This is a genomic window from Coleofasciculus sp. E1-EBD-02, from assembly GCF_040218245.1.
Taxonomy (GTDB): domain Bacteria; phylum Cyanobacteriota; class Cyanobacteriia; order Cyanobacteriales; family Coleofasciculaceae; genus Coleofasciculus.
Genome location: NZ_JAVJQN010000031.1, coordinates 1 through 21,675 on the forward strand (window position 1 = coordinate 1; position 21,675 = coordinate 21,675).

Annotated in this window: 14 protein-coding genes, 1 tRNA gene, 1 rRNA gene and 1 pseudogene; 10 read left to right on the plus strand and 7 right to left on the minus strand. The window is 44.4% G+C overall.

Annotated features, from left to right (window positions below):
- Positions 1-199 precede the first annotated feature (199 nt).
- Positions 200-1,036: a hypothetical protein gene (locus RIC07_RS05085; protein ID WP_446393566.1), complete on the minus strand. Its 837-nt coding sequence runs from the start codon at positions 1,034-1,036 to the stop codon at positions 200-202.
- Positions 1,037-1,664: 628 nt separating this feature from the next.
- Here RIC07_RS05085 and nuoH point away from each other — a divergent pair.
- The 6 genes from nuoH (at position 1,665) to RIC07_RS05115 (ending at position 8,821) form a co-directional block, all read left to right on the plus strand.
- Positions 1,665-2,783: an NADH-quinone oxidoreductase subunit NuoH gene (gene nuoH, locus RIC07_RS05090; RefSeq protein WP_446393576.1), complete on the plus strand. Its 1,119-nt coding sequence runs from the start codon at positions 1,665-1,667 to the stop codon at positions 2,781-2,783.
- A gap of 146 nt (positions 2,784-2,929) precedes the next feature.
- Complete coding sequence (gene ndhI / locus RIC07_RS05095) at positions 2,930-3,553, plus strand: NAD(P)H-quinone oxidoreductase subunit I (RefSeq protein WP_006105004.1); 624 nt, start codon at positions 2,930-2,932, stop codon at positions 3,551-3,553.
- A gap of 73 nt (positions 3,554-3,626) precedes the next feature.
- The gene (locus RIC07_RS05100) at positions 3,627-4,253 is read left to right on the plus strand and encodes an NADH-quinone oxidoreductase subunit J (protein WP_446382233.1); all 627 of its coding nucleotides are present in this window, start codon (positions 3,627-3,629) and stop codon (positions 4,251-4,253) included.
- Positions 4,254-4,409: 156 nt separating this feature from the next.
- Positions 4,410-4,721: an NADH-quinone oxidoreductase subunit NuoK gene (gene nuoK, locus RIC07_RS05105; protein ID WP_446342412.1), complete on the plus strand. Its 312-nt coding sequence runs from the start codon at positions 4,410-4,412 to the stop codon at positions 4,719-4,721.
- 378 nt (positions 4,722-5,099) lie between these two features.
- Positions 5,100-6,941, plus strand: coding sequence for an ATP-dependent nuclease (locus RIC07_RS05110; RefSeq protein ID WP_446393567.1), 1,842 nt, complete (start codon positions 5,100-5,102; stop codon positions 6,939-6,941).
- A gap of 11 nt (positions 6,942-6,952) precedes the next feature.
- Positions 6,953-8,821, plus strand: a complete 1,869-nt coding sequence (locus RIC07_RS05115) for an ATP-dependent helicase (RefSeq protein WP_446393568.1) — start codon at positions 6,953-6,955, stop codon at positions 8,819-8,821.
- 38 nt (positions 8,822-8,859) lie between these two features.
- On the opposite strand, the gene RIC07_RS05120 is transcribed toward RIC07_RS05115, so the two are convergent.
- On the minus strand, positions 8,860-10,821 hold the full coding sequence (locus RIC07_RS05120; RefSeq protein ID WP_446393569.1) for a protein kinase domain-containing protein: 1,962 nt from the start codon (positions 10,819-10,821) through the stop codon (positions 8,860-8,862).
- 90 nt (positions 10,822-10,911) lie between these two features.
- On the opposite strand from RIC07_RS05120, the gene RIC07_RS05125 reads away from it, so the two are divergent.
- Entirely contained in the window at positions 10,912-11,211 is a 300-nt protein-coding gene (locus tag RIC07_RS05125) for a type II toxin-antitoxin system Phd/YefM family antitoxin (RefSeq protein WP_446393570.1), read from the plus strand.
- Positions 11,189-11,338, plus strand: a pseudogene (locus RIC07_RS05130) (Txe/YoeB family addiction module toxin); the annotation flags it as partial. The gene RIC07_RS05125 and the pseudogene RIC07_RS05130, both read left to right, overlap by 23 nt.
- Positions 11,339-11,446: 108 nt before the next feature.
- On the opposite strand, the gene RIC07_RS05135 reads toward RIC07_RS05130, so the two are convergent.
- Positions 11,447-13,510: a hypothetical protein gene (locus RIC07_RS05135; RefSeq protein WP_446393571.1), complete on the minus strand. Its 2,064-nt coding sequence runs from the start codon at positions 13,508-13,510 to the stop codon at positions 11,447-11,449.
- Between the two features lie 223 nt (positions 13,511-13,733).
- Between RIC07_RS05135 and RIC07_RS05140 the strand changes: the two genes are divergently transcribed.
- Positions 13,734-15,713: an aconitate hydratase gene (locus tag RIC07_RS05140; RefSeq protein WP_446393572.1), complete on the plus strand. Its 1,980-nt coding sequence runs from the start codon at positions 13,734-13,736 to the stop codon at positions 15,711-15,713.
- Positions 15,714-15,973: 260 nt separating this feature from the next.
- On the opposite strand, the gene RIC07_RS05145 is transcribed toward RIC07_RS05140, so the two are convergent.
- The 4 genes from RIC07_RS05145 to glyQ form a co-directional block, all read right to left on the minus strand.
- The gene (locus RIC07_RS05145) at positions 15,974-16,915 is read right to left on the minus strand and encodes a glycosyltransferase family 61 protein (RefSeq protein WP_446393573.1); all 942 of its coding nucleotides are present in this window, start codon (positions 16,913-16,915) and stop codon (positions 15,974-15,976) included.
- 331 nt (positions 16,916-17,246) lie between these two features.
- Positions 17,247-17,333: transfer RNA gene (locus tag RIC07_RS05150), tRNA-Ser, on the minus strand.
- 64 nt (positions 17,334-17,397) lie between these two features.
- Positions 17,398-19,797, minus strand: coding sequence for a ComEC/Rec2 family competence protein (locus RIC07_RS05155; RefSeq protein WP_446393574.1), 2,400 nt, complete (start codon positions 19,795-19,797; stop codon positions 17,398-17,400).
- Positions 19,798-19,827: 30 nt separating this feature from the next.
- A complete protein-coding gene (gene glyQ, locus RIC07_RS05160; RefSeq protein WP_446393575.1) occupies positions 19,828-20,721 on the minus strand; it encodes a glycine--tRNA ligase subunit alpha in 894 nt (297 codons plus the stop codon).
- Between the two features lie 538 nt (positions 20,722-21,259).
- Between glyQ and RIC07_RS05165 the strand changes: the two genes are divergently transcribed.
- Positions 21,260-21,675: ribosomal RNA gene (locus RIC07_RS05165) — 16S ribosomal RNA — on the plus strand; the annotation flags it as partial.

Genomic DNA, 21,675 nt, shown 5'->3' on the forward strand with positions numbered 1-21,675 from the left:
AGCTAGTGGTGTACTATTAAATGTTAATTTTAGAGAGATTGAATCCCGTAAAATTAACTTGGGGGAGTTGTGTATCCCAACGCTGAATTAAAACTACAGCGTGGGTCTTACAACTCCCCCAAACCCCCTACTAAGATAAAAATATATCCAGAAGTCCTAAAAGTGATGCAGAGTTAAAACCGAAATTAACCATAATTCACTACCGACCAATGGTTGCATTTTTCTGGGCATAATTGAGATTCTCTTGATACTCGACAACCTTTTGTTGGGCAAGGCTATGTTGAGGATGGGATGGAGGGACAGCATCCATGAGTGCGATCGCGTCTTGCCAATGATTTACCACAATGTCCCATTCTTCTGGGGTTTGCGCCGATTGAGTCAATGTCGCCGCACGCATGGCTTGATTCACCGCGTTCTGAAAGGGTTTAGGTTGAGAAGATAGGGTGGGCGAAGCCGAACTTGGTGAGGATAAAATACTGGGTTGAGTTTGACCCACTGCAGAGGAGAGAGACGGATCGGGGGAGTTCTCTAATGGTTCTATGTCAGACAATTCTATTTCCTTGACGCTGAAGGATATTGACTCGGCTTGTACAGGTATAATCGATTTTCCGAGGGGCAATGATAAATAAGCATAAATACTGATCGCCCCTAAAGGAATCAAAGCTAGGAGCATCAAGGGTTTTGTACCCCATTGAGCCAATACTTTGAAAACATTAGTTTTGGGTTTCAAGGGTTCGATCTCATCGCGCAAATCGATGACTTCCATCCAAGAGGGGGCGGGTTGTCCAACCTGTTTACCATACATTTGCACAGAGGCGATCGATGGGACTCGTAAGTGTGCCATCAGTTTGCGGACAATTGTCACCGATAACTTCTGGTCCGGGACTTGAACCGCTTTCAGGAGTACCAACAGGCAATTCCCTTTGAGTGCGGCTTGAGCAGTAATGTTGCGATCTTGTAGTACATAATTCATCACCGAGAGAATTGCTGCATCGTTACCCTGTTTCGCTAATTCCAGAAGATTTGTTTGGGTCATAGTCATCCCTTGGAGTGAAACGCTAAAAATTTAAGATTTTCTATATTTTCTTCTAAGATGCCTTGTTTGCCTCAATTGAGCAAGGGGAACACTATAAAGACTTAGCTGGCTACGTCTAGAAGCAGTGGGAGAAGCAACAATCATCAAAAATAATGATGAAGACCATAGAAGGCGATCGCATAAATTAAGCCGTCACTTGCCTGTTGTCACTGCCACCTGAAGGGGTGACAAGCTCGCGTCAAAGGTAGGCAGGGTGTGGGGTATGGGGTGTGGGGTGTGGGGAAAATCGGTAAGAAACACAAAAGCCCATCAGAGGAGATAGGGTAAGGAGTGAGCGCTCTCTCTGTTCGGGGGTGACGTACAGATAGGGTTTCCATTTCGCTGGGGGATTGTACCCTCGTTGCTTCGCTTTGCGATCGGGGTTAAGCAAGGGTCTATTTATCTATTTAACCGTCGTAGCACATTAGCTGCGATCAATTAAAATTCTCGCTTGTCTTGGCTAAGGGGATCACGTCGAACGATATACTAGGCAGTGAGGCTGTCAAAAAAACTTCACAAATCAAACCGATAGCATAATTTGATACGGTAAGTGTCAAATTACCTCAGTAAATATCACGTAGCTGCCAAGATGAACGCAGGAATTGACCTTCAAGGAAGTTTTATTGAATCGCTTAAAGATTTTGGCATCCCCAGTGGTGCTGCCAAGGCGATGTGGATGCCCCTGCCGATGTTCCTGATGATTATCGGTGCCACCGTGGGTGTCCTTGTCATAGTCTGGCTGGAACGAAAAATTTCTGCTGCGGCTCAACAGCGGATTGGTCCGGAATATGCTGGACCTCTGGGTGTTCTGCAAGCCGTCGCCGATGGTCTGAAGTTGGTGTTTAAGGAAGATATCGTCCCTGCCAAAGCAGATCGATGGCTATTTACTCTCGGACCCATACTCGTCGTCATCCCCGTCTTTTTGTCGTACCTGATTGTCCCCTTTGGACAGAACCTGATTATTACTAACGTAGGACTGGGGATATTTCTCTGGATTGCCCTGTCGAGTATTCAGCCTATTGGTTTGCTGATGTCAGGGTATGCCTCCAATAACAAGTATTCCCTACTTGGGGGGTTAAGAGCAGCGGCACAGTCGATTAGTTACGAAATTCCCCTGGCGCTGGCAGTATTAGCCGTGGTGATGATGTCCAATAGCCTAAGTACCATCGATATTGTGGAACAGCAATCTGGGTATGGCATCTTAGGCTGGAATATTTGGCGTCAACCCGTTGGCTTTTTGATTTTTTGGATTGCCGCATTAGCCGAATGTGAACGACTTCCCTTTGACCTACCCGAAGCTGAGGAGGAATTGGTTGCTGGCTATCAAACCGAATATGCCGGCATGAAATTTGGTTTGTTTTATATCGGATCTTACGTTAACCTAATCCTTTCTGCCATATTAGTAGCGGTGCTGTACTTAGGCGGCTGGGAATTCCCGATTCCTCTTGACCGATTAGCCACTTGGTTAGATGTAAGTGAAACCAGTTCCTGGTTACAGGTAATTACTGCTTCTCTGGGAATTACCATGACCTTACTCAAAGCTTACTTTCTCCTCTTTATTGCGGTTCTGCTGCGCTGGACAGTTCCCCGTGTACGGATTGACCAACTCCTAAATTTAGGCTGGAAGTTCCTTTTACCGATTGGATTAGTGAACCTGTTGCTAACTGCTGCTCTTAAACTCACCTTTCCCGTGGCATTCGGGGGTTGATTGTTGATGGGTCATTGTTCATTGTTCATTGGTCATAGTTAAAAACAAATAACGTAGCTGGCTTCTTTTCGGAAGCGAGTATGACGAAGGACAAATGACAAAGGACAAATGACAAAGGACGAATGACAAAGGACGAATAACAAATTATGCTCAAGTTCCTCAAACAAGTTGGCGATTATGCCAAAGAAACCGCTCAAGCTGCCCGTTATATTGGTCAAGGTTTATCTGTAACCTTCGACCACATGCAGCGCCGTCCCGTTACTGTGCAGTATCCGTATGAGAAACTGATTCCTTCTGAACGGTATCGGGGTCGGATTCACTTTGAATTTGATAAGTGTATTTCTTGCGAAGTCTGTGTGCGAGTTTGCCCGATTAATCTGCCCGTGGTAGATTACGAGTTCGATAAAGCGAGTAAGAAAAAGAATCTCAAGCACTATAGTATTGACTTCGGGGTTTGTATTTTCTGCGCGAACTGTATTGAATACTGTCCCACCAACTGTCTGTCGGCGACAGAAGAGTATGAAATGTCTACCTATGATCGCCACGAACTCAACTATGATAATGTGGCGATGGGACGCCTGCCGTATAAGGTGACACAAGACCCGATGGTTACGCCATTACGGGAATTGGCTTACCTACCTAAGGGAGTCACAGATCCCCACGATTTACCGCCAGGTTCTCGACGTGCAGGTTTGCGTCCGGAAGAAATTGTCGAGCAAATGGAACCGACTGAAGCAGAAAAAGAAGAAGAAACAGCGAAGAATGCTTAAAGCTGATCCCACGGAGTCTATTTCCGTGGGATTAATGTGTCATTTTAACTAGAGTGCAAGGAGTGAAGGTACAGTGGATCTAGCCCAAGGGGTTCAGTTTGTTTCATTTGTAATTTTGTCGGTGATGATGATTGGGTCAGCCTTAGGCGTTGTCCTACTCAATAACATCGTTTATTCAGCATTTTTACTCGGTGGTGTCTTCATTAGTATGGCGGGGTTTTACCTGTTGCTCAATGCTGATTTTGTCGCCGCCGCGCAAATTTTGGTTTATGTGGGTGCGGTGAATGTGCTAATTTTGTTTGCCATTATGTTGGTGAACAAGCGAGAAGATTTTAAACCGATCACGAATCGTTGGATTCGTCAAGGTGCAACCGCGCTGGTTTGTCTGGGCTTATTTGCCTTGCTGGGGACGATGATATTAGCGACACCTTGGTCAATCTATTCAGGTACGGCGGTTCTCGGTGAAGGGTCAGTGGTTGAGATTGGTAAGCATTTCTTCAGTGATTTTTTACTACCCTTTGAACTCGCCTCGGTACTCTTATTGATGGCGATGGTGGGTGCGATTATTTTGGCACGTCGCGATTTTATTCCAGAGAGTTTGGTGCCTCGCGATACATCAGAAACCGAATTTTCCACCTTACCCGAACGTCAGCGTCAGTTGGCATCTGTCGGTGGAGAGTCTCAAAAAAGCACCCGATAAAACCTATTGTGCTAGAGGCGGGAATAGGGGCGAGTTTAGCTTTTCAATAGACTTTGTGACTGATAAGTGAGCAACAAAACCCGCCCGACTGGGTTACCGATAAGTGATAAACAAAACCCGCCCAACTGTCAAACATCAAACATTAAACGTCAATTCATGGAACTCCAACTTCAATATTTTTTACTTCTAGCTGCGGCTCTGTTTTGCCTTGGTATCTATGGCTTGATTACCAGCCGCAATGCTGTGCGCGTGTTAATGTCCATTGAACTGCTGTTGAATGCGGTCAATTTGAATTTAATGGGGTTTTCTAATTTTATTGACCCTGTGGGAATTAAAGGTCAGGTGTTTACCGTGTTTGTGATTACGGTAGCGGCGGCTGAAGCGGCGGTTGGCTTGGCAATTGTGCTTTCGATTTATCGCAATCGCGACACGATTGATATGGAGCAATTTAATTTGCTGAAGTGGTAAGAAAGTCGGTGAGAGCGCACATCGGTGCGCCTCTACATTCATGTTTTGACCAATAAGCTGAAGCACTATCACTCTTATGTCAATTTCGGAAGGGCGAAAGCTGAAACCCTTACAGTCAGAGAGTTTGAAGATTTGCTCCTAAGACATGAGTTTCTATCAGTTTCTCAACGCCCAAATGCTTTGCAGCAAAGGCTTTCAGCAATTAGCTTTGATAGTTCTTTTCCCAGAGTGACAATAGAGCGCTATAGCAATCCTAAATAGGTTGTGAAAAATCAAAAAATAGAAAAAAGCATTGAAACTCTTTACCATTGCCCATTGCCCATTGCCCATTCCCGAAAATTATCAGATTTTTGGACACGACTCAAATAGGATTGCTATATGACGCCAGCATCACAGGAAAGTGGAATCCGAATTGTAGAAGTGCGAGTTCGCAACTTTCGTTCCCTCAAACAGGTGGATGTGAACCTCGATCAAATAACTATTCTCATCGGAGAGAACAACTCGGGCAAAACCAGTTTCCTAGAAGCTCTTCATGCAGCAATTGGATTAGGCAGACGCAATAGTCTTGTTGAAGATATCTATCTAGCTCCAGGAGAATATAAAGTACCCAAGGAACGAGCAGTAACTATTGATATTCTTATTCGCCCAGTTAATGCTAAAGGCAATATTATTGATGCTTTTCCCGCAGATAGCTTTTGGCTTGCTCTTTGGGGAAACGGAATTTCGCAAGATGCTCAAGACAATGATTTTGTCGCAATTCGCACTCAGACAAAGTGGGATGAGGTACGTCGTGAGTACGTTACAGAACGGAGATTTTTACAAGGTTGGCAGCTTGATCCGAGTAAATGGGAAGAGTCCCAGGTAAAAGACATTGCTGGTTCTGTGTTGTTTAGTCACATTGAGCCGTTAGCACTTTACTTAATCGATGCTAAACGAGATATCCAAGAGGAAATGTATAATAAAAATTCCTTTTGGAATCGATTAGTTTCTGACTTGGGGCTGACAGATGACAAAGTGGAAAGATTTGAAAATAGTCTGGGTGAGTTAAACAAAGAAATAACGAACTCTAGCGAAGTTCTTCAACACGTTCAGACTCATCTAAATGAGCTATATCAAACGATTTCCTGTGAGCAAGATAGCGTTTTCATTAATCCAATTCCCCGTCATCTCCGAAATCTGAGTAAAGGGGCAGACATCAACTTCGCAACCAGAGGTGCTCAAACATTTCCTCTTGCTCGACATGGAATGGGAACACGGAGTTTGGCTGTTCTGTTGACCTTCCGAGCCTACATGACGTGGCGGAAAAGAGATGTTCAGGATGGGACGGTACATCCAATGTTAGGTTTAGAGGAACCAGAAGCTCATCTCCATCCTCAAGCACAACGAGCGCTCTTTGAGCAGATTGAACAGATTCCAGGTCAACGAATCGTCAGTACTCATTCACCTTATATTGCCAGCCAAGCGCCGATCTCAACGTTTCGCCACTTCCGAAAAAATGGAGCCGATACAATCGTCACCCAACTGGATACTTCTTTACTGATAGAGGAAGATCTACGCAAAATTGATCGGATGGTGATGAATACTAGGGGAGACTTGCTTTATGCTCGTGCTGTTATTCTCTTCGAGGGTGAAACTGAAGAACAAGCACTCCCTGAATTTGCACAGAAGTATTGGGAACTATCACCTAATGCTCTCGGAATCAGTTTAATTGGGGTTGGAGGTTATGGAAACTATTTACCTTTTCTTACACTTGTATCCAATTTTGGAATTCCCTGGTACATTTTCTCAGATGCCGAAGAATTAGCTATTAAAAGGGTTGAATCAGCCTTACAAAAAATTGGTATTTCAGATTACTCTCAACATTCAAATATTTTATTTATGTCTGATAGAAATAATTTTGAGTCTTATCTTGTGAAGGAAGGCTATGGTGATGTCATTCAAACTATGCTTGACACCTGTAATGAAAAAACAGCCTATCTTAGGGAATATATGAAAGACAAGCATGGTCAGAACTTAACAAAAAAAATCATCAGAGACTATAAATCCGAAGGTGGTGATATTAGAGCAATGATTGATATTCTGAGTGGAGACAAGACTAAATATGCCTTACCGCTTGCACAAGCGATTACAAACCTGACTGATGAAAAACGCCGATTTCCCGGCAAAATACGACAATTGTTTGAACAAATTTCCGATGATATTGGTCTTCAAAAGCGATAAATTTAAAATCTATGAGTATTCATCTTTCAGAAACTCAAAAACAGATCGTTCAGCATGGTGATGGAGCTTTGCTTGTCATCGCAGGTCCAGGCTCTGGTAAAACTCGCGTCTTAACTGAACGAATTCGTAGACTTCTGACAGAAAGTAAAGGACATTTTCGAATACTGGCGCTGACATTCACAAACAAAGCGGCGAATGAAATGAGGGAGCGTCTGGCTGAATTTCCAGATATCCATCAACGGGCATTCATTGGAACACTACATAGCTTTTGCTTAGAAGTATTGGCGAACAGAGGTAAATCTGTGGGGATTGAAGGAAGACCTAATCTTCTAGAATCTAATCAAGATCGGAGGCAGATTCTACTCCAAGCGGTGATGGATGATCCAAAATTACAACTTGAATTGTATGCCACTGGAGATGCTAAGTCACAACGAAAAAAGTTAAGTGAATGGTTTAATACGATTGAACGGTCAAAAAAAGATCTGTATCCACCGGAAGCCATCGGAGACTACACGGATAGAAGGGTTTATGAAGCGTACAATCAAGCTCTTCGCTCTTCTAACACAGTAGATTTTGATGATTTACTCTTACTGACTTATCAACTGTTTACAGAAAGACCCAAAATTGCTGATTTCTACCGTCGCCAGTATCGATACATTTGCATTGATGAAGCCCAGGATCTCAATGAAGCACAATATCAGGTCATTTGTGCTTTATGTGGCTCTGAATATCGCCATGTCATGATGGTTGGAGATCCAAAGCAGGCGATTTTTGGGTGGAATGGAGCCGATCCTAAGTATCTTGAACGGTTTGAACGAGATTTCCAAGCTAAAAGGATTGAGATGAGAGAAAATTTCCGCTCATCTAAAGCTGTTGTCCGTACAGCCAAAAAGTTAGATCCAAATTATAGAGTAGAAGGTTCAGAAGATTCTCTACCAATTCTAGGATACATCCATCTTCTCGTTGCTGATGACGAGAAAAATGAAGCTATTCTGGTGGTGAATTACCTGCAAGCTCTCATAAAGCAGGGACATCCAGATATTGAGGGTTCCCTGACATTAGAACACTGTACAATTCTGGGACGTACTAGGTACGTGTTGTCAGAGGTAGAAGAAGAGCTAAGTCAACGCCAAATCCCTTACTACAAGCAACTTTCTCCTCAAGATGAAAGTGAATCTGATCTTATAAAAGACTTTCAAGTTTGCTTGCGACTATTGGTGAATCCACGCGATCGCTTTCATCTCAGTATTCTTCTCAATCGTTGGCAAATTGATGAACAATATATTCCTTTACAGGATAGGGATGATGGTTTGAAGCTGATTACAACTTTAACCAAACTCACATCTAATAATCCTAATCCAGAAATCGTGTTAAACGCTATTCAAAAGTTGGGATATACAGAACCGGGAAACTGTCAGTTTTTGAAAGCGATGGACAGTTTAAATACATTTGCACAGACGATCGAAAACGAAGAGGAACGAGCTCTTATTATGGAGGATATTCTACTATGGCGTAGACATTGGGATATTTTTCTACGCTCTCAACCAGGAGGCAAACACAGTCTTACTTCGTTTCTGAGCCAAGTTGCGATGGGAACCACTCAGCAACCCAAGCAAGAAGGTTTGGCACTGCTTACAGTTCACTCCTCGAAAGGCTTAGAGTTCGATGTAGTATTCCTGGTAGGTATGACCGAGGGAACGTTTCCAGATTATCGGGCAAAAGGTGAGGCTTTAGAGGAAGAGAAGCGCAATATGTTTGTTGCAACTACTCGTGCCAGAAGAATTCTAGTTTTTTCTTATCCGAGAACCAAGAAAATGCCTTGGGGAGATATTCGTGAGCAACAACCTTCACGATATTTAAGGATGTTCCAGCTAATTTAGAGGAAGCAGGAAATTGACTTGACAGTTTACGATTAGTTTTAATCACAACGCCAAATTTTAATCGTCTTATCCATACCTCCACTCACAAGTGTCTCACCATCGGGGCTGAAGGCAACAGCATAAACTTCCCAGCTATGCCCATTCAAAGTAGCCAGGGTTTGCCTATCATACAATTGCCAAATCTTAATCGTTTTATCCATACTACCACTGGCTAACGTGTAACCATCAGGACTAAATGCTAATGTCCGTACTCGTTGAGTATGACCCCTGAGAGTACCGAGTTCCCGTCTTTCCCCTACCTGCCATAATGTAATTGTGCCATCGCTTTTTCCGGTAGCCAGGAGTTGCCCATCGGGGCTAAAGGCGACGGAATAGAAAAAGCCGAAACGTAACTGGCTATGACCAAAACTATCCTGTTCTTCCCCTGTACTGATTTGCCATAATTTCACTGTTCCATCCCCGCTAACACTGGCAATACTTTCTCCATCAGGACTGATGGCAATATCATTAATATAGGAGGTATGTCCTGTAAGCGTTTGTAATTCCCTACCCTGTTGGATATGCCATAACTTAATCGTGCCATCATTGCTACCACTGGTTAATATCTCTCCATCGGGACTAATGGCGAGGGAACTAATCCATTTCCGATGACCCGTGAGGGTTAAAATAAGTTTTCCATTCTCTACCTGCCAAAGTTTAATTGTTTGGTCATAACTTCCTGTAGCTAAATATTGACTATCCGGCGTAAATGCAACAGCACAGACTCGTTCAAGATGACCATTTAGAGTATGATACTCTCGTCCTTCTGGTAACTGCCATACCATAGCCGTGGCGTCTGCACTACCACTAGCAAGAATTAAGCCATCAGGACTAATCGCTACCGCTTCCACCGAACCCCAATGTCCATCTAAGGTTTGCACCACTTGCCAGTTAGTTACGGGAGGATTAGAGGGAGGCTGGAGGATAAGGGGATTCGCCGGAGTTGATGCGATCGCGCTTTGCTTTCCTGTTCCCTGAAATCCTGGCAGGCTAATCGATTGAGGCGATATCGATGGGGTAGGACATTGAGTTAACGAAATCGAGGGAAGTTGATTTAAATCCCGGAGAACTTCAGCGACAGATTGATAACGGTGATTGGTGGCTCGTTTCAGAAGTTTATCTAAAATATAGCCTAATTCATCACTAATCGAATTATTTTTTAAGTAACGCCGCCATATCCAGATATCCTCACCCGTATCAAACAATTTTTCAGGAACTACCTGGGTGAGTAAATGAATACAACTAACGCCTAAACTATACAAATCGCTGGCAAAAATGGCTTTTCCTTTAGCTTGTTCTGGGGCGATATAGTCTGGTGTCCCCACAGTCGTTCCCGTTTTTACTGTACCAATGGCATGTTTAGCCGCACCAAAATCAACTAAGACTAAATTACCCTTGATCACACCTTCTTCATTTTCCCCCGTTTCCCCAGTATAAATATGCCGACGACGAATAATATTTTCTGGCTTAATATCGCGATGAATCACAGAACGCGAGTGGATAAACTCAAGGATAGCTAGCAAATCTCGCAGCATCTCCCGAATCTGCTGTTCGTTGAATACCCCTTCCTTTGCCAGAATTTGGGCTAAATTTTGCCCATCAATAAACTCTTGGACTAAATATTGACGATTATCCTGGGTAAAATGAGCCAGCAATTCCGGAATCTGGGGATGTTTCCCTAACTCATCCAGACGCACGGCTTCTCGTTCAAATAATTCTGTCGCTTTCCGGACATCACTTGTCCCCTGATAGAGGGGGAAAAACTGCTTAATCACACATTGGGGTTTCGAGGGTTTGTCCTCATCCACCGCTAAAAACGTTTTGCCAAACCCCCCTTGTCCAATCAATCCCAGACTGCGGTAACGCTCTCGCAGCAGCAGCTTGGAACCACAACGTTGGCAAAACCGCATCCCATCCGGGTTTTGGGGGCGATTGCAGTGAGGATTGAGACAATAGCTCATGAGCAAAGGAAGATAAAGCCTTCGTCTCTATTTTGGCTTGATCAGGGCGCATTGCTTATAATAAATGAACATAACTATGTACATCAGTTTATGCTTCCCTACGAAATCACATCCCCAACAGAGGCACGAAATGGCTTTTTTCAGTTATTAGAACAGGTAGTACAAAATCATCAGATCTATATCATAAACTGCCGTGATGGTGAAAATGTTGCTTTGATTTCAGAGTCTGATTTAACCAGTTTAGTTGAAACTGTGTATCTATTTAGATCACCTGCCAATGCTCGTCGATTATTGGATGCTATAGAGGAATCTAAAGCCGGAAAAATTAAACCTCAAACGGTTGAAGAACTTGAGCAGGAGTTAGGGATTGAGCAAGAAAAAGAAATCTGAATCTGAACAGAGTAAACCAGTCGTCATTACTCGAATTCCTGGTTTTAGCTCTCAATTCAAAGAAGATTTAGCCTGGTGGTTTAAGCACAATTTTCAGAAAGCCTCAAAAATATTGGATTTAGTTAGTTTCTCCAATTTCATAACATTTCACTTCAAACACCTCCAATTCTCTGCGTTCCTCTGCGCTTACCTCTGCGTCCCTCTGCGTTAAACTATCATTCCAATACCCCCATCATCAACACCGCCAAATCCTAATCGTCTTATCCGAACTCCCACTCACCACAGTCTTTCGATCCGGACTGATCGCCACAGAATACACCGCACTGTTATGCCCTTTTAGAATATCAATAATTTTCCCTGTACTTAACTGCCAAAGCCGAACCGTCTCATCCGAACTCCCACTCACCAGAACCTTTCCATCCCGACTCATAGCCAGTGAATTAACCGAACCAAAATTCCCCGACAAGGTACTCATTTCTTTACCCGTTCCCAAATACCAAAGCTTAATCGTTTGATCCGAACTACCACTGGCAATTATTTTACCATCAGGACTAAATAACAGCGACTTAACCGCCGCTTTATGCCCACTCAACGTCATCATCAATTGACCTGTGGTTAAATCCCAAACCTTAATCGTCTTATCATCACTTCCACTGACAAGAATCTGACCATTAGGACTAATCGCTACGGCGTTAACTCGCCCTAGCCAATCGGAATGCTGAATTGATAAAGGAACTTCTTTACCCGTTTCCAGGTTCCACAGTTTAATCGTTCGATCATCACTTCCACTAATTAAACGTTGCCCATCTCGACTAAAGCCAATGGATTTAACTGAACTCGAATGTCCCATGAGGGTATGGAGTGCCTTTCCCCTGTCTAACGCCCACACTTTAATCGTATAATCGTTATTACCACAGGCAAGCCATTTCCCATCGGGGCTAAACGCAATTGATTTTACGCCATTAAACCAGGCAAAATTTTTAGCCAGAATCCCCATCTCCTGACCCGTTTTTAATTGCCAGAGTCGAAGGGTTTGGTCATCACTTCCACTGGCAAAAATCTCTCCCTGGGGACTAATCGCCACTGCATTAACCTTACCCGAATGAGTAGTTAAGGTTTGTACACAATGCCAGTGTTGAGCAATTAAACCAGACTCGGTGCGAGTTTCCAGTGTGGTTAGTCCCGTCCATACATCTTGCAGGGAATTACTAATCTGATGAATATTTTTGCCCACTCCCTGAAGTCCAGCGTCGAGTTCATGTCTTAACATTGCCAGGGAAAGGTATGAGGGTTCTGGTGTTTCTGAGGCGTTTGGGGGTGGCGAGGGGAATCGATTTTTGTCCTTGATGTTTTGTAGTTTATGGATTGTCTTCTGAAGTTGAACAATAGTTTCCTTGAGTTGTTCAATCTGTTGGTGTCGCTGGGAATTGACCTGTTGCGCGTTGGTTTCTAGGTGAGAGACTTGCTGGTTCAGGGGTTCGATGTAGTCATACCATTTCGCGATCGCGTCTTTTAGTTGTCCCAGCTTTAATCCTTGGTCGGTAACCTGGGGGGTTAAGGTGTCGAGTTTAGTTTTCAGGGGTTCAAGCTGTTGCTGAACTTGGAGGATAATCGCATCATGCTGTTGCTGGTTAGCGACGCTAAATTCAGCAAATCGCTTTTGAGTTTGGCTATCCAGGCGAATTAGTTCCTGGTTGAGGGTGTCAATGAGGGGGTTAATATAAGCCAGAATTCCTTCCGCTTGCAGGTGTTGTAATGCGTGTAATTGATCCAGTTGGGTTTGGGTTTGGCGATCGCGCTGTTGGGTTGTCTCGTCGAGTTGAGTTAGATGCAGCTGTAGAGGATGGATGAGTTGATAGATGTGGGCGATAATTTCCGCATGTTGTTGCTGATTCGCGCTATTGAATTGTTCCAGTTGGTTTTGGCTGCGGCTATCCAGTTGAATCAGTTGTTGATTCAGGGGTTCGATTAGCTGATGAATTTTCGCGATCGCCGCCTTATACTGTTGAGCATTAACATCCTTAAGGTGACTGATACGCTCCTGAGTCTGGATATCCAGTTGAGAGAATTCCTCGTGAATCGGTTCTAAATTTTGATACACCTGCGCGATCGCACTATCCTGGTGCTGACGGTTGAGTTGATGCAGCCGTTGGCGATTTAGGACATTTACCCCCAGAGTAAAGGTTAAGGGGGTAGCGGCGTAGATAACTTGCTGAGTCGCGGCTGCGATCGCGGTTCCCAAAAATGAACCCCCGATACAAACATATTCGGTAATATCGAGCCAGTGGCGTTGGGTCATGGCTGTCCTGGTGGCTAGTTGTCCCTGATTATCTTAATTATCTATCATCGCTCGAATTTGGGATTATAGTTTTTACCTCGTCCCGCGAGAAGCAACCCAGCCATAATCGATGATTTAGCATGGAAGGCTATCACTTGAACTACTCTTTGGATAGAGATTGTCCCAAACCTTAACCTGCTATGGTCTAACCAACGACTCAGTATAAATAGCAGGAGATCAACTCATGCCCTTGAATGTTACCCAAAAACTGATTCAATCCCATCTGGTTTCCGGTACGATGGAACCTGGTGCAGAAATTGCCCTCCGGATCGATCAGTCTCTTACCCAGGATGCCACAGGAACCATGGTTATGCTGGAGTTAGAAGCTATGGGCATTGATCGGGTTAAAACTGAGCTTTCAGCACAATACGTTGATCACAATCTCCTGCAAACCGACTATAAGAACGCCGACGATCATCTATTTTTGCGATCCGCCTGTCAACGGTTTGGCATTTGGTATAGTCGCCCTGGCAATGGTGTTAGCCATCCCGTTCAGATGGAACGGTTTGGTATTCCCGGCAAAACCTTGATTGGTTCCGATAGTCACACCCCAGCCGCAGGTTCCCTGGGAATGCTAGCATTTGGCGCTGGCGGAATTGATGTCGCCATGGCAATGGCGGGGGAACCCATGTTTGTGAAAATGCCCAGAGTCTTGGGTGTTAAACTTTCGGGGAAATTACCCGATTGGGTGAGTGCTAAAGATGTTGTCCTGGAAATGTTGCGCCGCTACGATGTCCACGGCTGTCGGGGCATGATTATTGAATATTATGGACCCGGACTTGCCCAACTCAGTGCCATGGATCGCCATGTTATCGCCAATATGGGGACGGAAATGGGAGCAACAACCACGGTTTTCCCCTCAGATGCTGGAGTTAAGCGATTTTTAGAGGCTCAAGGGCGAGGACAGGATTGGGTAGAACTTGTCGCCGATGAGGACGCTGAATATGATGTCTATGACATGATTAATTTGTCGGAACTGGTTCCCTTAATTGCCTGTCCCAGTAGTCCCGGAAATGTTGTTCCGGTTACCGAAGTGCAGGGACGTCCTGTAAATCAGGTGGTGATTGGTTCCTCCGCAAATCCCGGATTGCGTGATTTCTGGATAGTTAGCCAAATCGTCAAAGGACAAATTGTTCACGATCGCGTATCCTTTGATGTCAACCCAACCTCCCGCCAGGTGATTGAGAATTTAGCGGCAATGGATGACGCCTTTATGAATTTAATCCATGCTGGAGTACGATTTCATCAGGCAGGCTGTTTAGGCTGTATCGGCATGGGACAAGCACCCGCTTCTGATCAAATCTCTTTACGGACAATGCCGCGCAACTTCCCCGGACGTTCGGGAACGGCTGATGATCAAGTCTATTTATGTAGTCCAGAAACGGCTGTGGCGGCGGCTATCACCGGAGAAATCACTGATCCGCGTGAGTTAGAACAGCGTTTTGGTATCACCTATCCGCAATTCATTGCCCCAGAAACTGAAATCATTAATACCGATATGTTAGTGGTTCCACCAGAGGATGGCAGGACAGTGGAACTGGAAAAGGGACCCAATATTAAATCTTTCCCCGAATTTGCCGCCTTACTCAATGACATTTCTGTGCCTGTGCTGTTGAAAGTGGAGGATAATATTTCTACCGATGAAATATTACCCGCAGGGGCGCGGGTTTTACCTTATCGCAGTAATATTCCTGGCATTAGCCAGTTTGTCTATTACATGAAGGATGAGACATTTTGGCAACGGGCAGAAGCCGCTAAGGAAAAATCTGGGGGTCATGTTATTGTTGGCGGAAGTAACTATGCTCAGGGTTCTAGCCGCGAACACGCCGCGATCGCACCCCGCTATTTGGGGCAAGTGGCTGTCTTAGCTAAATCTTATGCCCGGATTGGTTGGCAAAATCTGGTGAATTTTGGGATTATGCCCCTAGAATTTGTCAATCCTCAAGATTACGACAGTATCAGCGAAGGGGATGAACTGGAAATTATTGGCTTACGGGAGGCGTTAGAGGCAGAGCGTTCAATTCCTGTAAAGAACCTCACCAAGGACATGATATATCCCATGACTCATAGCCTGAGTCCCCGTCAAGTAGAAATTATGCTTTGTGGCGGCTTGATCAATCAATTTAAAGCGAAATCACAAGACGCTCAACCTGTCAAGGTGTAATCCTAAATTTGGATTAACTACCCCCTTTTTGGTAGGGACAGAAGGTTCCCATAGAAAAATCCTCTTTCTCTGTGTTCGCGGAATAAATACGCGAACACATACCTCTTTTCTCCTACCTAGCCTGATTTGGAACAGAAGGAGAGTCCCACAGAACAAGAACGTCCAACCCAGTTTCCGCTAAGGAAAATACTGCCATCGTAGTCTAAACACCAATATCATACATCCATCGCAGAAAGTAAAATTGCAAATGCAAGACCTTACTACAAGCCCCAATCTGTGAGAACAGCTTTTATAGCATTCAAGTCAGCCATAAAATCAGTTCTGTGCCGATCTTTATCATCTTGTACTACCTGTTTAGGAGCTAATGGTATCAACTTTAAATTACATGTTTCAGCAATCGTTGAATATAGCGAACTCCAACCAGAGCTATCCATTTGGTTAAATAGCTCCAGAATTCTAGTTCCTGGTTCACAAAAAACTATATTTGCTAATGCAGCTCCATGAGGACTAATAATATATTTTGATTCACTAAAAAGTTGAGCCTGATTTGCTACAGTTAAATTATCTGGTACTATCGTCTGAAATCCAAAAGATATTAGCAGATCTTTGAGTTGGCTCTCGTTGATCACTCTCCGACCACTTTTCATATGGTCTCGTGTCAGATATATTCGGCGAAAAGATTCTTTTGTAGGTCTTTTTGTGAAAGCTGATTTGATGGTTTTACATAATTCAATACTCGGATTAAATCGCTTCTCATTTAGTTTAACTAAAATTATCTCTTTAGCCTGCAAAGACTGAATTCTTCTTGCATCTAATAGTTGCCAAAAATTAAATCCTAGTTTTTTTATGGCTTGCCTTTGATAAGGAGTTCCAAAAAATCCACAATGATAATATATTTTATCAACTTTAATTTCTTTCCTATGACTACTTAGATAAATGAGTTTTGGCAGGGTTTCATAAGTCCAGTGATAATATGAGTAATTTCTTCTCTGATGAACAAGACATACAATAGTTTTGTTTGGGAATCGTTTGACAACAGATGAAGGAACTAAGTTCTCTCTGCTCTGAGAACCTAACTCTCTCGGAAAATCAATGAATATACCGCTCTCATCATAAACCTCACCTTTTTGATTGACATATCCCGATTCAACTCTAAGCAGTGTTATTAACGAATTGATGCGTTGAATTACTTGATTATTCATAGGTGATAGGTGTCGAATCTTATTAGAACCAAGTTTTACTCCCTAAAATACCATAAAATTCAGGCTAACCTCGACAGGGGTTGGGCATCAAAAAATGGGGGGCATCCCATTTTGGACAAAGCATTACCTAAAGTACCGCAATTGCAAGGGTTTCAGCCCCATTCAAAGAGCCAACGTGCCAAGTTGGGATGCTCCCAAGAAATGAAGCTGTCCCTACAAAGCGTCTGGCTGTTGATTTTACAAGAATTTTTCCCGCACATCATATTCCACACCCGACACCTAGTCTCTTTAGCTTTGTTGTCACCTTTCAGGTTTGAGCGCAACTTTTCAACGGAGAGGGGGGGATTCGAACCCCCGATGGCTGTGACACCATAACAGATTTCGAGTCTGCCGCATTCAACCGCTCTGCCACCTCTCCAAATCTTTGTTCTATGATAGTAACATTCCTTGTGACTGTGTGGTATCCCAGTACAAAAATGCATTCAAAAAAGCGCTGCATCAGTACGGTTAGCCTCCAAGGTCGTTTCAAAGCCCTGTTCTGGTGTCCACTGAATCGCCCCATCACGCCCAGTCCAGTACAATTCAACCTGAGCATTTTGTAACACTTTGGCAGCTTGGGGTTCAATGACGTCCGCCGATGCGATCGCCACTTTGGGTTGGAGTATGTTTACCAATCGAGGAGTGAGAGGCTCACCAGACCACCATAGCACTTGAATTTGAGGCAAATTACTCCTTTGAGCGAATTGATTTTGCTCATCGGGTGGCATATCTCCTAAGAGTAACCAGGTTTGATCCTTAATTTGAAGCTGTACGATAGAAGGTTGGGCTTTGATTAATTCGAGCGTCGTTTTTTCTCCAGAACCCGTAGCACCAACGGCTAAGCGTTGTTCCGTTGAAACGACTTCATAAATTCCATTTTGAGATTGAACCGCTTCTGCAATCGCCTCTGTATCAGTGGGTAACGGTTCTGAATGGGCTAAGTCATAAAACCGCTTAACGGGTAAACTTTCCAATATTGGCACCCAACCACTCCGAAAACGAGGTTGTGAATCAACCGCCATCGCCCAATCCACCTGATTAACCCCCTGCTTTTGCAAAAAAGGCAGGATAGTAAAATTCGCGGTATCGGTTTCCCCACTATTGACAAGCGTCACTTGACCCTGATCCTGAATCACCAAAACTTGTTCTTGATCAGCCGCTAAAACAGTAACTTGAAACTGTTCTAGCCTGGATTGCCAAATGGGTAGGGCAATAATGGTTAAGGCGATTACACCGACGAATACGCCTCGCAGCTGCACACGCGAACTGATACAAGTGATGCCAATTAAGCCATAAAGCAGCAGCAACTGCGTCAGGGAAATTGTACCGAGGGCGACTGAACTAGCGGGTAAAGCATTAAAAAATCGCACCAGTTCCAGCAAGCCTTGAAGAGGATAGTACAACAATCCCGCGATCGCGCTACCGGCTAAGGGTGAAATTAATGCGACTAAGGCACTCAGAAAACCCCCCAAGCTAATTAAGCTAATCAAGGGTGTGCCGATAATATTGGCAACCACACTGTAGGGGGCAATCATGCCGAAGACGTACAGTTGTAAGGGTAATGTCCACAACAGTGCGGCTAAGGGAACGGCGATTAAAGCCGCAATGACCGAAGGTAACCAGTCGAGGTTCTTGACTAAGGGAGGTACGGTGACTAGCAATCCCAGAGTGGCTAAAAAACTTAACTGAAAGCCTAAATCCCAAATCCACAACGGATTGATAATCAACAAAATCGTCGCGGCGAGTAATAGAGAACCCAAGGGTTTAACTTGTCGATGAGTCAGCAGCGCCACTAATGCGCCTACTCCCATAATCGCAGCTCGTAGAACTGACGGTTGCAAACCCGTTAAGCCTACATAAATCAGTAACGCTGTGAGTCCAATCCCAAATTGCGTTTTTGTTCCCCACCGTTTCGTTAACGCTAATACTGCACCCAAAATCAACGACACATGAAACCCAGATGCTGCCAAGACATGAGCGAATCCAGTTTGGATAAATAGGTCGCGAATATCGTAAGGTAAATCGACGGCTTTGCGTCCCAATACAATTGAACTCAAAAGTAGACCCGTTGGACTTTCTAGCTGACGCACTTGGGCATGGATAATACGTTGGCGTAACATCCACCATCCCCATGTTGGTTCTTGATTTTCATCAGGAAAACTGACTTGTCGTCCACTTAAGCCAGCAAACGCACCTTCCTTGGTTAAATAGGTAGCAAAATCAAAGCCGCCAGGATTGGCTGCGGGTTTTGGTTTATATAAAACACCTGTGACAGAAATAGTTTGACCTGGAAAAAGACCCGTCGATTGCAATAAAGGAACCGTTACATATAACTTACCTGTGACACCTCGCGTCGTTGTGCCGCGATTTTCATTACTTTCCAGTTCAGTGAGTTGGGTAGCTTCTAGCCAAAATTGTCCTTTCTGCGATCGCGTCAGCCGAGGAACGGTTTCGACTTCGCCTTGAATGGTGACAACTTGCCCTTGCGCCGTATCCTGTCCAGACGCCACAAATTGACTGATGTCATTGGATTCAGGTTGAGGTAATCGCAGTTGCACATAGAGAAGGGCGATCACGGCAACAAGGGTAGTGGTCAACCATAATCGGGGTTTAGGTCCTGTGCGCCAAATCCGGGGGAACGCGATCGCACAAATTATGCCTATCCCGATTACACTCAGGATTAAAAGACTATACTCTTGCCAGGTAACAGTATGAGTAGGCAAGCCGACAATGGCTGTAGACAATAAGGCAAGAATATAAGCCACACTCAGTAGCGAACCACTGGCAAGATTCATCGCATAGCTAGACCGGGTTTCCAAACCAATACGGTATGAAAGAAACAAAAAGCACGATGCAGGTGTTCAAGTCGTCCCCTAAACCGATAACGTTTGAGAGGGAGATGATGACTTGAGTGGAAATCCTAATCCTTCTCGTTGCTGTAAGTAAAGTTGTGCTACTCGTCTGGCTAGGTTACGAATCCTGCCAATATAGCGTGTCCGTTCCGTTACCGAAATCACCCCTCTGGCATCCAGTAAATTGAATGTATGAGAGCATTTAAGAACATAGTCAAGACTGGGTAAGACAAGGCTTCTGTCAATGAGTTGCTTGGCTTCCTGCTCGTACAAACCAAACAGTGTCAATAATAAGTCGGGGTTAGAGGCTTCAAAATTATAGGTACATTGCTCTATTTCACCTTGGAGGTGAACATCGCCGTAGTCAAGGTGGTCATTCCACTGGATTTTGGTCATCGCATCGACTCCTTGTAGATACATGGAGATTCGTTCTAACCCATAGGTAATTTCGATGGAAACCGGGCGACAATCTACGCCACCGCATTGCTGGAAGTAGGTAAATTGGGTGATCTCCATGCCATCCAACCACACTTCCCAACCCGTTCCCCAGGCTCCGACAGTGGCATCTTCCCAGTTATCCTCGACAAAGCGAATATCATGATCTTCAGGATGAATGCCTAAAGCCCGGAGGGAATCGAGATAAATTTCTTGAATTGTGTTGGGTGAGGGTTTAATCAGGACTTGATACTGGTAATAGTGTTGAAAGCGATTGGGATTTTCCCCGTAGCGTCCATCGGTTGGTCGTCGGCAAGGTTCTACATAAGCTACTGACCAAGGTTCATCGCCAATGGATCTCAGAAACGTATGTGGGTTCTTGGTTCCGGCACCTTTTTCCATGTCGTAGGGTTGAGCAATCAGACAACCGCGATCGCTCCAGAACTGGTGTAACGTAGCAATTACAGACTGAAAATTCACACGACCTCCACATTTTGATTTTGGTCAAAATCTATCACTACATTCTGGCATCTTACTTGGTTGTCCCGGATGGATACCTGGTTCGTGGGTTAAGCGAGGGCGGGGGAGTTGAGTGTGTTCGTCTGAAGGTAGGCAGGTGATTGGCTACTTGAGTGTAACAGGATAGTGCGATCGACATAGTGCCTGAGTAGTTTGCTGGAAGGTGTTCTCTGCGTAAAGGAGTAGAGCAAAAAAAACTTAGTCGGCTAAATCCCTTAATTTGAGAGGATTCCAGCCTTCCTCCAAAAAAAAATCTCTCAAAAGGTTGACAACTCCAGAAATAGCCACTACATTGGTAAATGCGCTTGAAACGGAGTTCACTCCCAACCCAAGCGTCCGAACCAAGACAAATCAATAGTTTGAAAGCCAAGCATACAAAACTCCTTGTCAAAAAACTTCGAGGGGAATCAGGAAACTGAGACTCTCTCAACTAATAAGGATAACTTGGAAATGTCCCCTATTAATAGGAGACATTTCGGAGCCTAGAAAAAAACACTCTAATATGGAGAGTTTGATCCTGGCTCAGGATGAACGCTGGCGGTCTGCTTAACACATGCAAGTCGAACGGAAATCTTCGGATTTTAGTGGCGGACGGGTGAGTAACGCGTGAGAATCTAGCTTCAGGATGGGGACAACAGTAGGAAACTGCTGCTAATACCCGATGTGCCGGAAGGTGAAAGATTTATTGCCTGAAGATGAGCTCGCGTCCGATTAGCTAGTTGGTAGTGTAAGAGACTACCAAGGCGACGATCGGTAGCTGGTCTGAGAGGATGACCAGCCACACTGGGACTGAGACACGGCCCAGACTCCTACGGGAGGCAGCAGTGGGGAATTTTCCGCAATGGGCGAAAGCCTGACGGAGCAAGACCGCGTGAGGGAGGAAGGCTCTTGGGTTGTAAACCTCTTTTCTCTGGG

Bases quoted from the DNA above. Each gene is read 5' to 3' on its own strand.
- RIC07_RS05085 (WP_446393566.1), bottom strand. From the start codon at position 1,036: ATGACCCAAACAAATCTTCTGGAATTAGCGAAACAGGGTAACGATGCA.
- nuoH (WP_446393576.1), top strand. From the start codon at position 1,665: ATGAACGCAGGAATTGACCTTCAAGGAAGTTTTATTGAATCGCTTAAA.
- ndhI (WP_006105004.1), top strand. From the start codon at position 2,930: ATGCTCAAGTTCCTCAAACAAGTTGGCGATTATGCCAAAGAAACCGCT.
- nuoK (WP_446342412.1), top strand. From the start codon at position 4,410: ATGGAACTCCAACTTCAATATTTTTTACTTCTAGCTGCGGCTCTGTTT.
- RIC07_RS05110 (WP_446393567.1), top strand. From the start codon at position 5,100: ATGACGCCAGCATCACAGGAAAGTGGAATCCGAATTGTAGAAGTGCGA.
- RIC07_RS05115 (WP_446393568.1), top strand. From the start codon at position 6,953: ATGAGTATTCATCTTTCAGAAACTCAAAAACAGATCGTTCAGCATGGT.
- RIC07_RS05120 (WP_446393569.1), bottom strand. From the start codon at position 10,821: ATGAGCTATTGTCTCAATCCTCACTGCAATCGCCCCCAAAACCCGGAT.
- RIC07_RS05125 (WP_446393570.1), top strand. From the start codon at position 10,912: ATGCTTCCCTACGAAATCACATCCCCAACAGAGGCACGAAATGGCTTT.
- RIC07_RS05135 (WP_446393571.1), bottom strand. From the start codon at position 13,510: ATGACCCAACGCCACTGGCTCGATATTACCGAATATGTTTGTATCGGG.
- RIC07_RS05140 (WP_446393572.1), top strand. From the start codon at position 13,734: ATGCCCTTGAATGTTACCCAAAAACTGATTCAATCCCATCTGGTTTCC.
- RIC07_RS05145 (WP_446393573.1), bottom strand. From the start codon at position 16,915: ATGAATAATCAAGTAATTCAACGCATCAATTCGTTAATAACACTGCTT.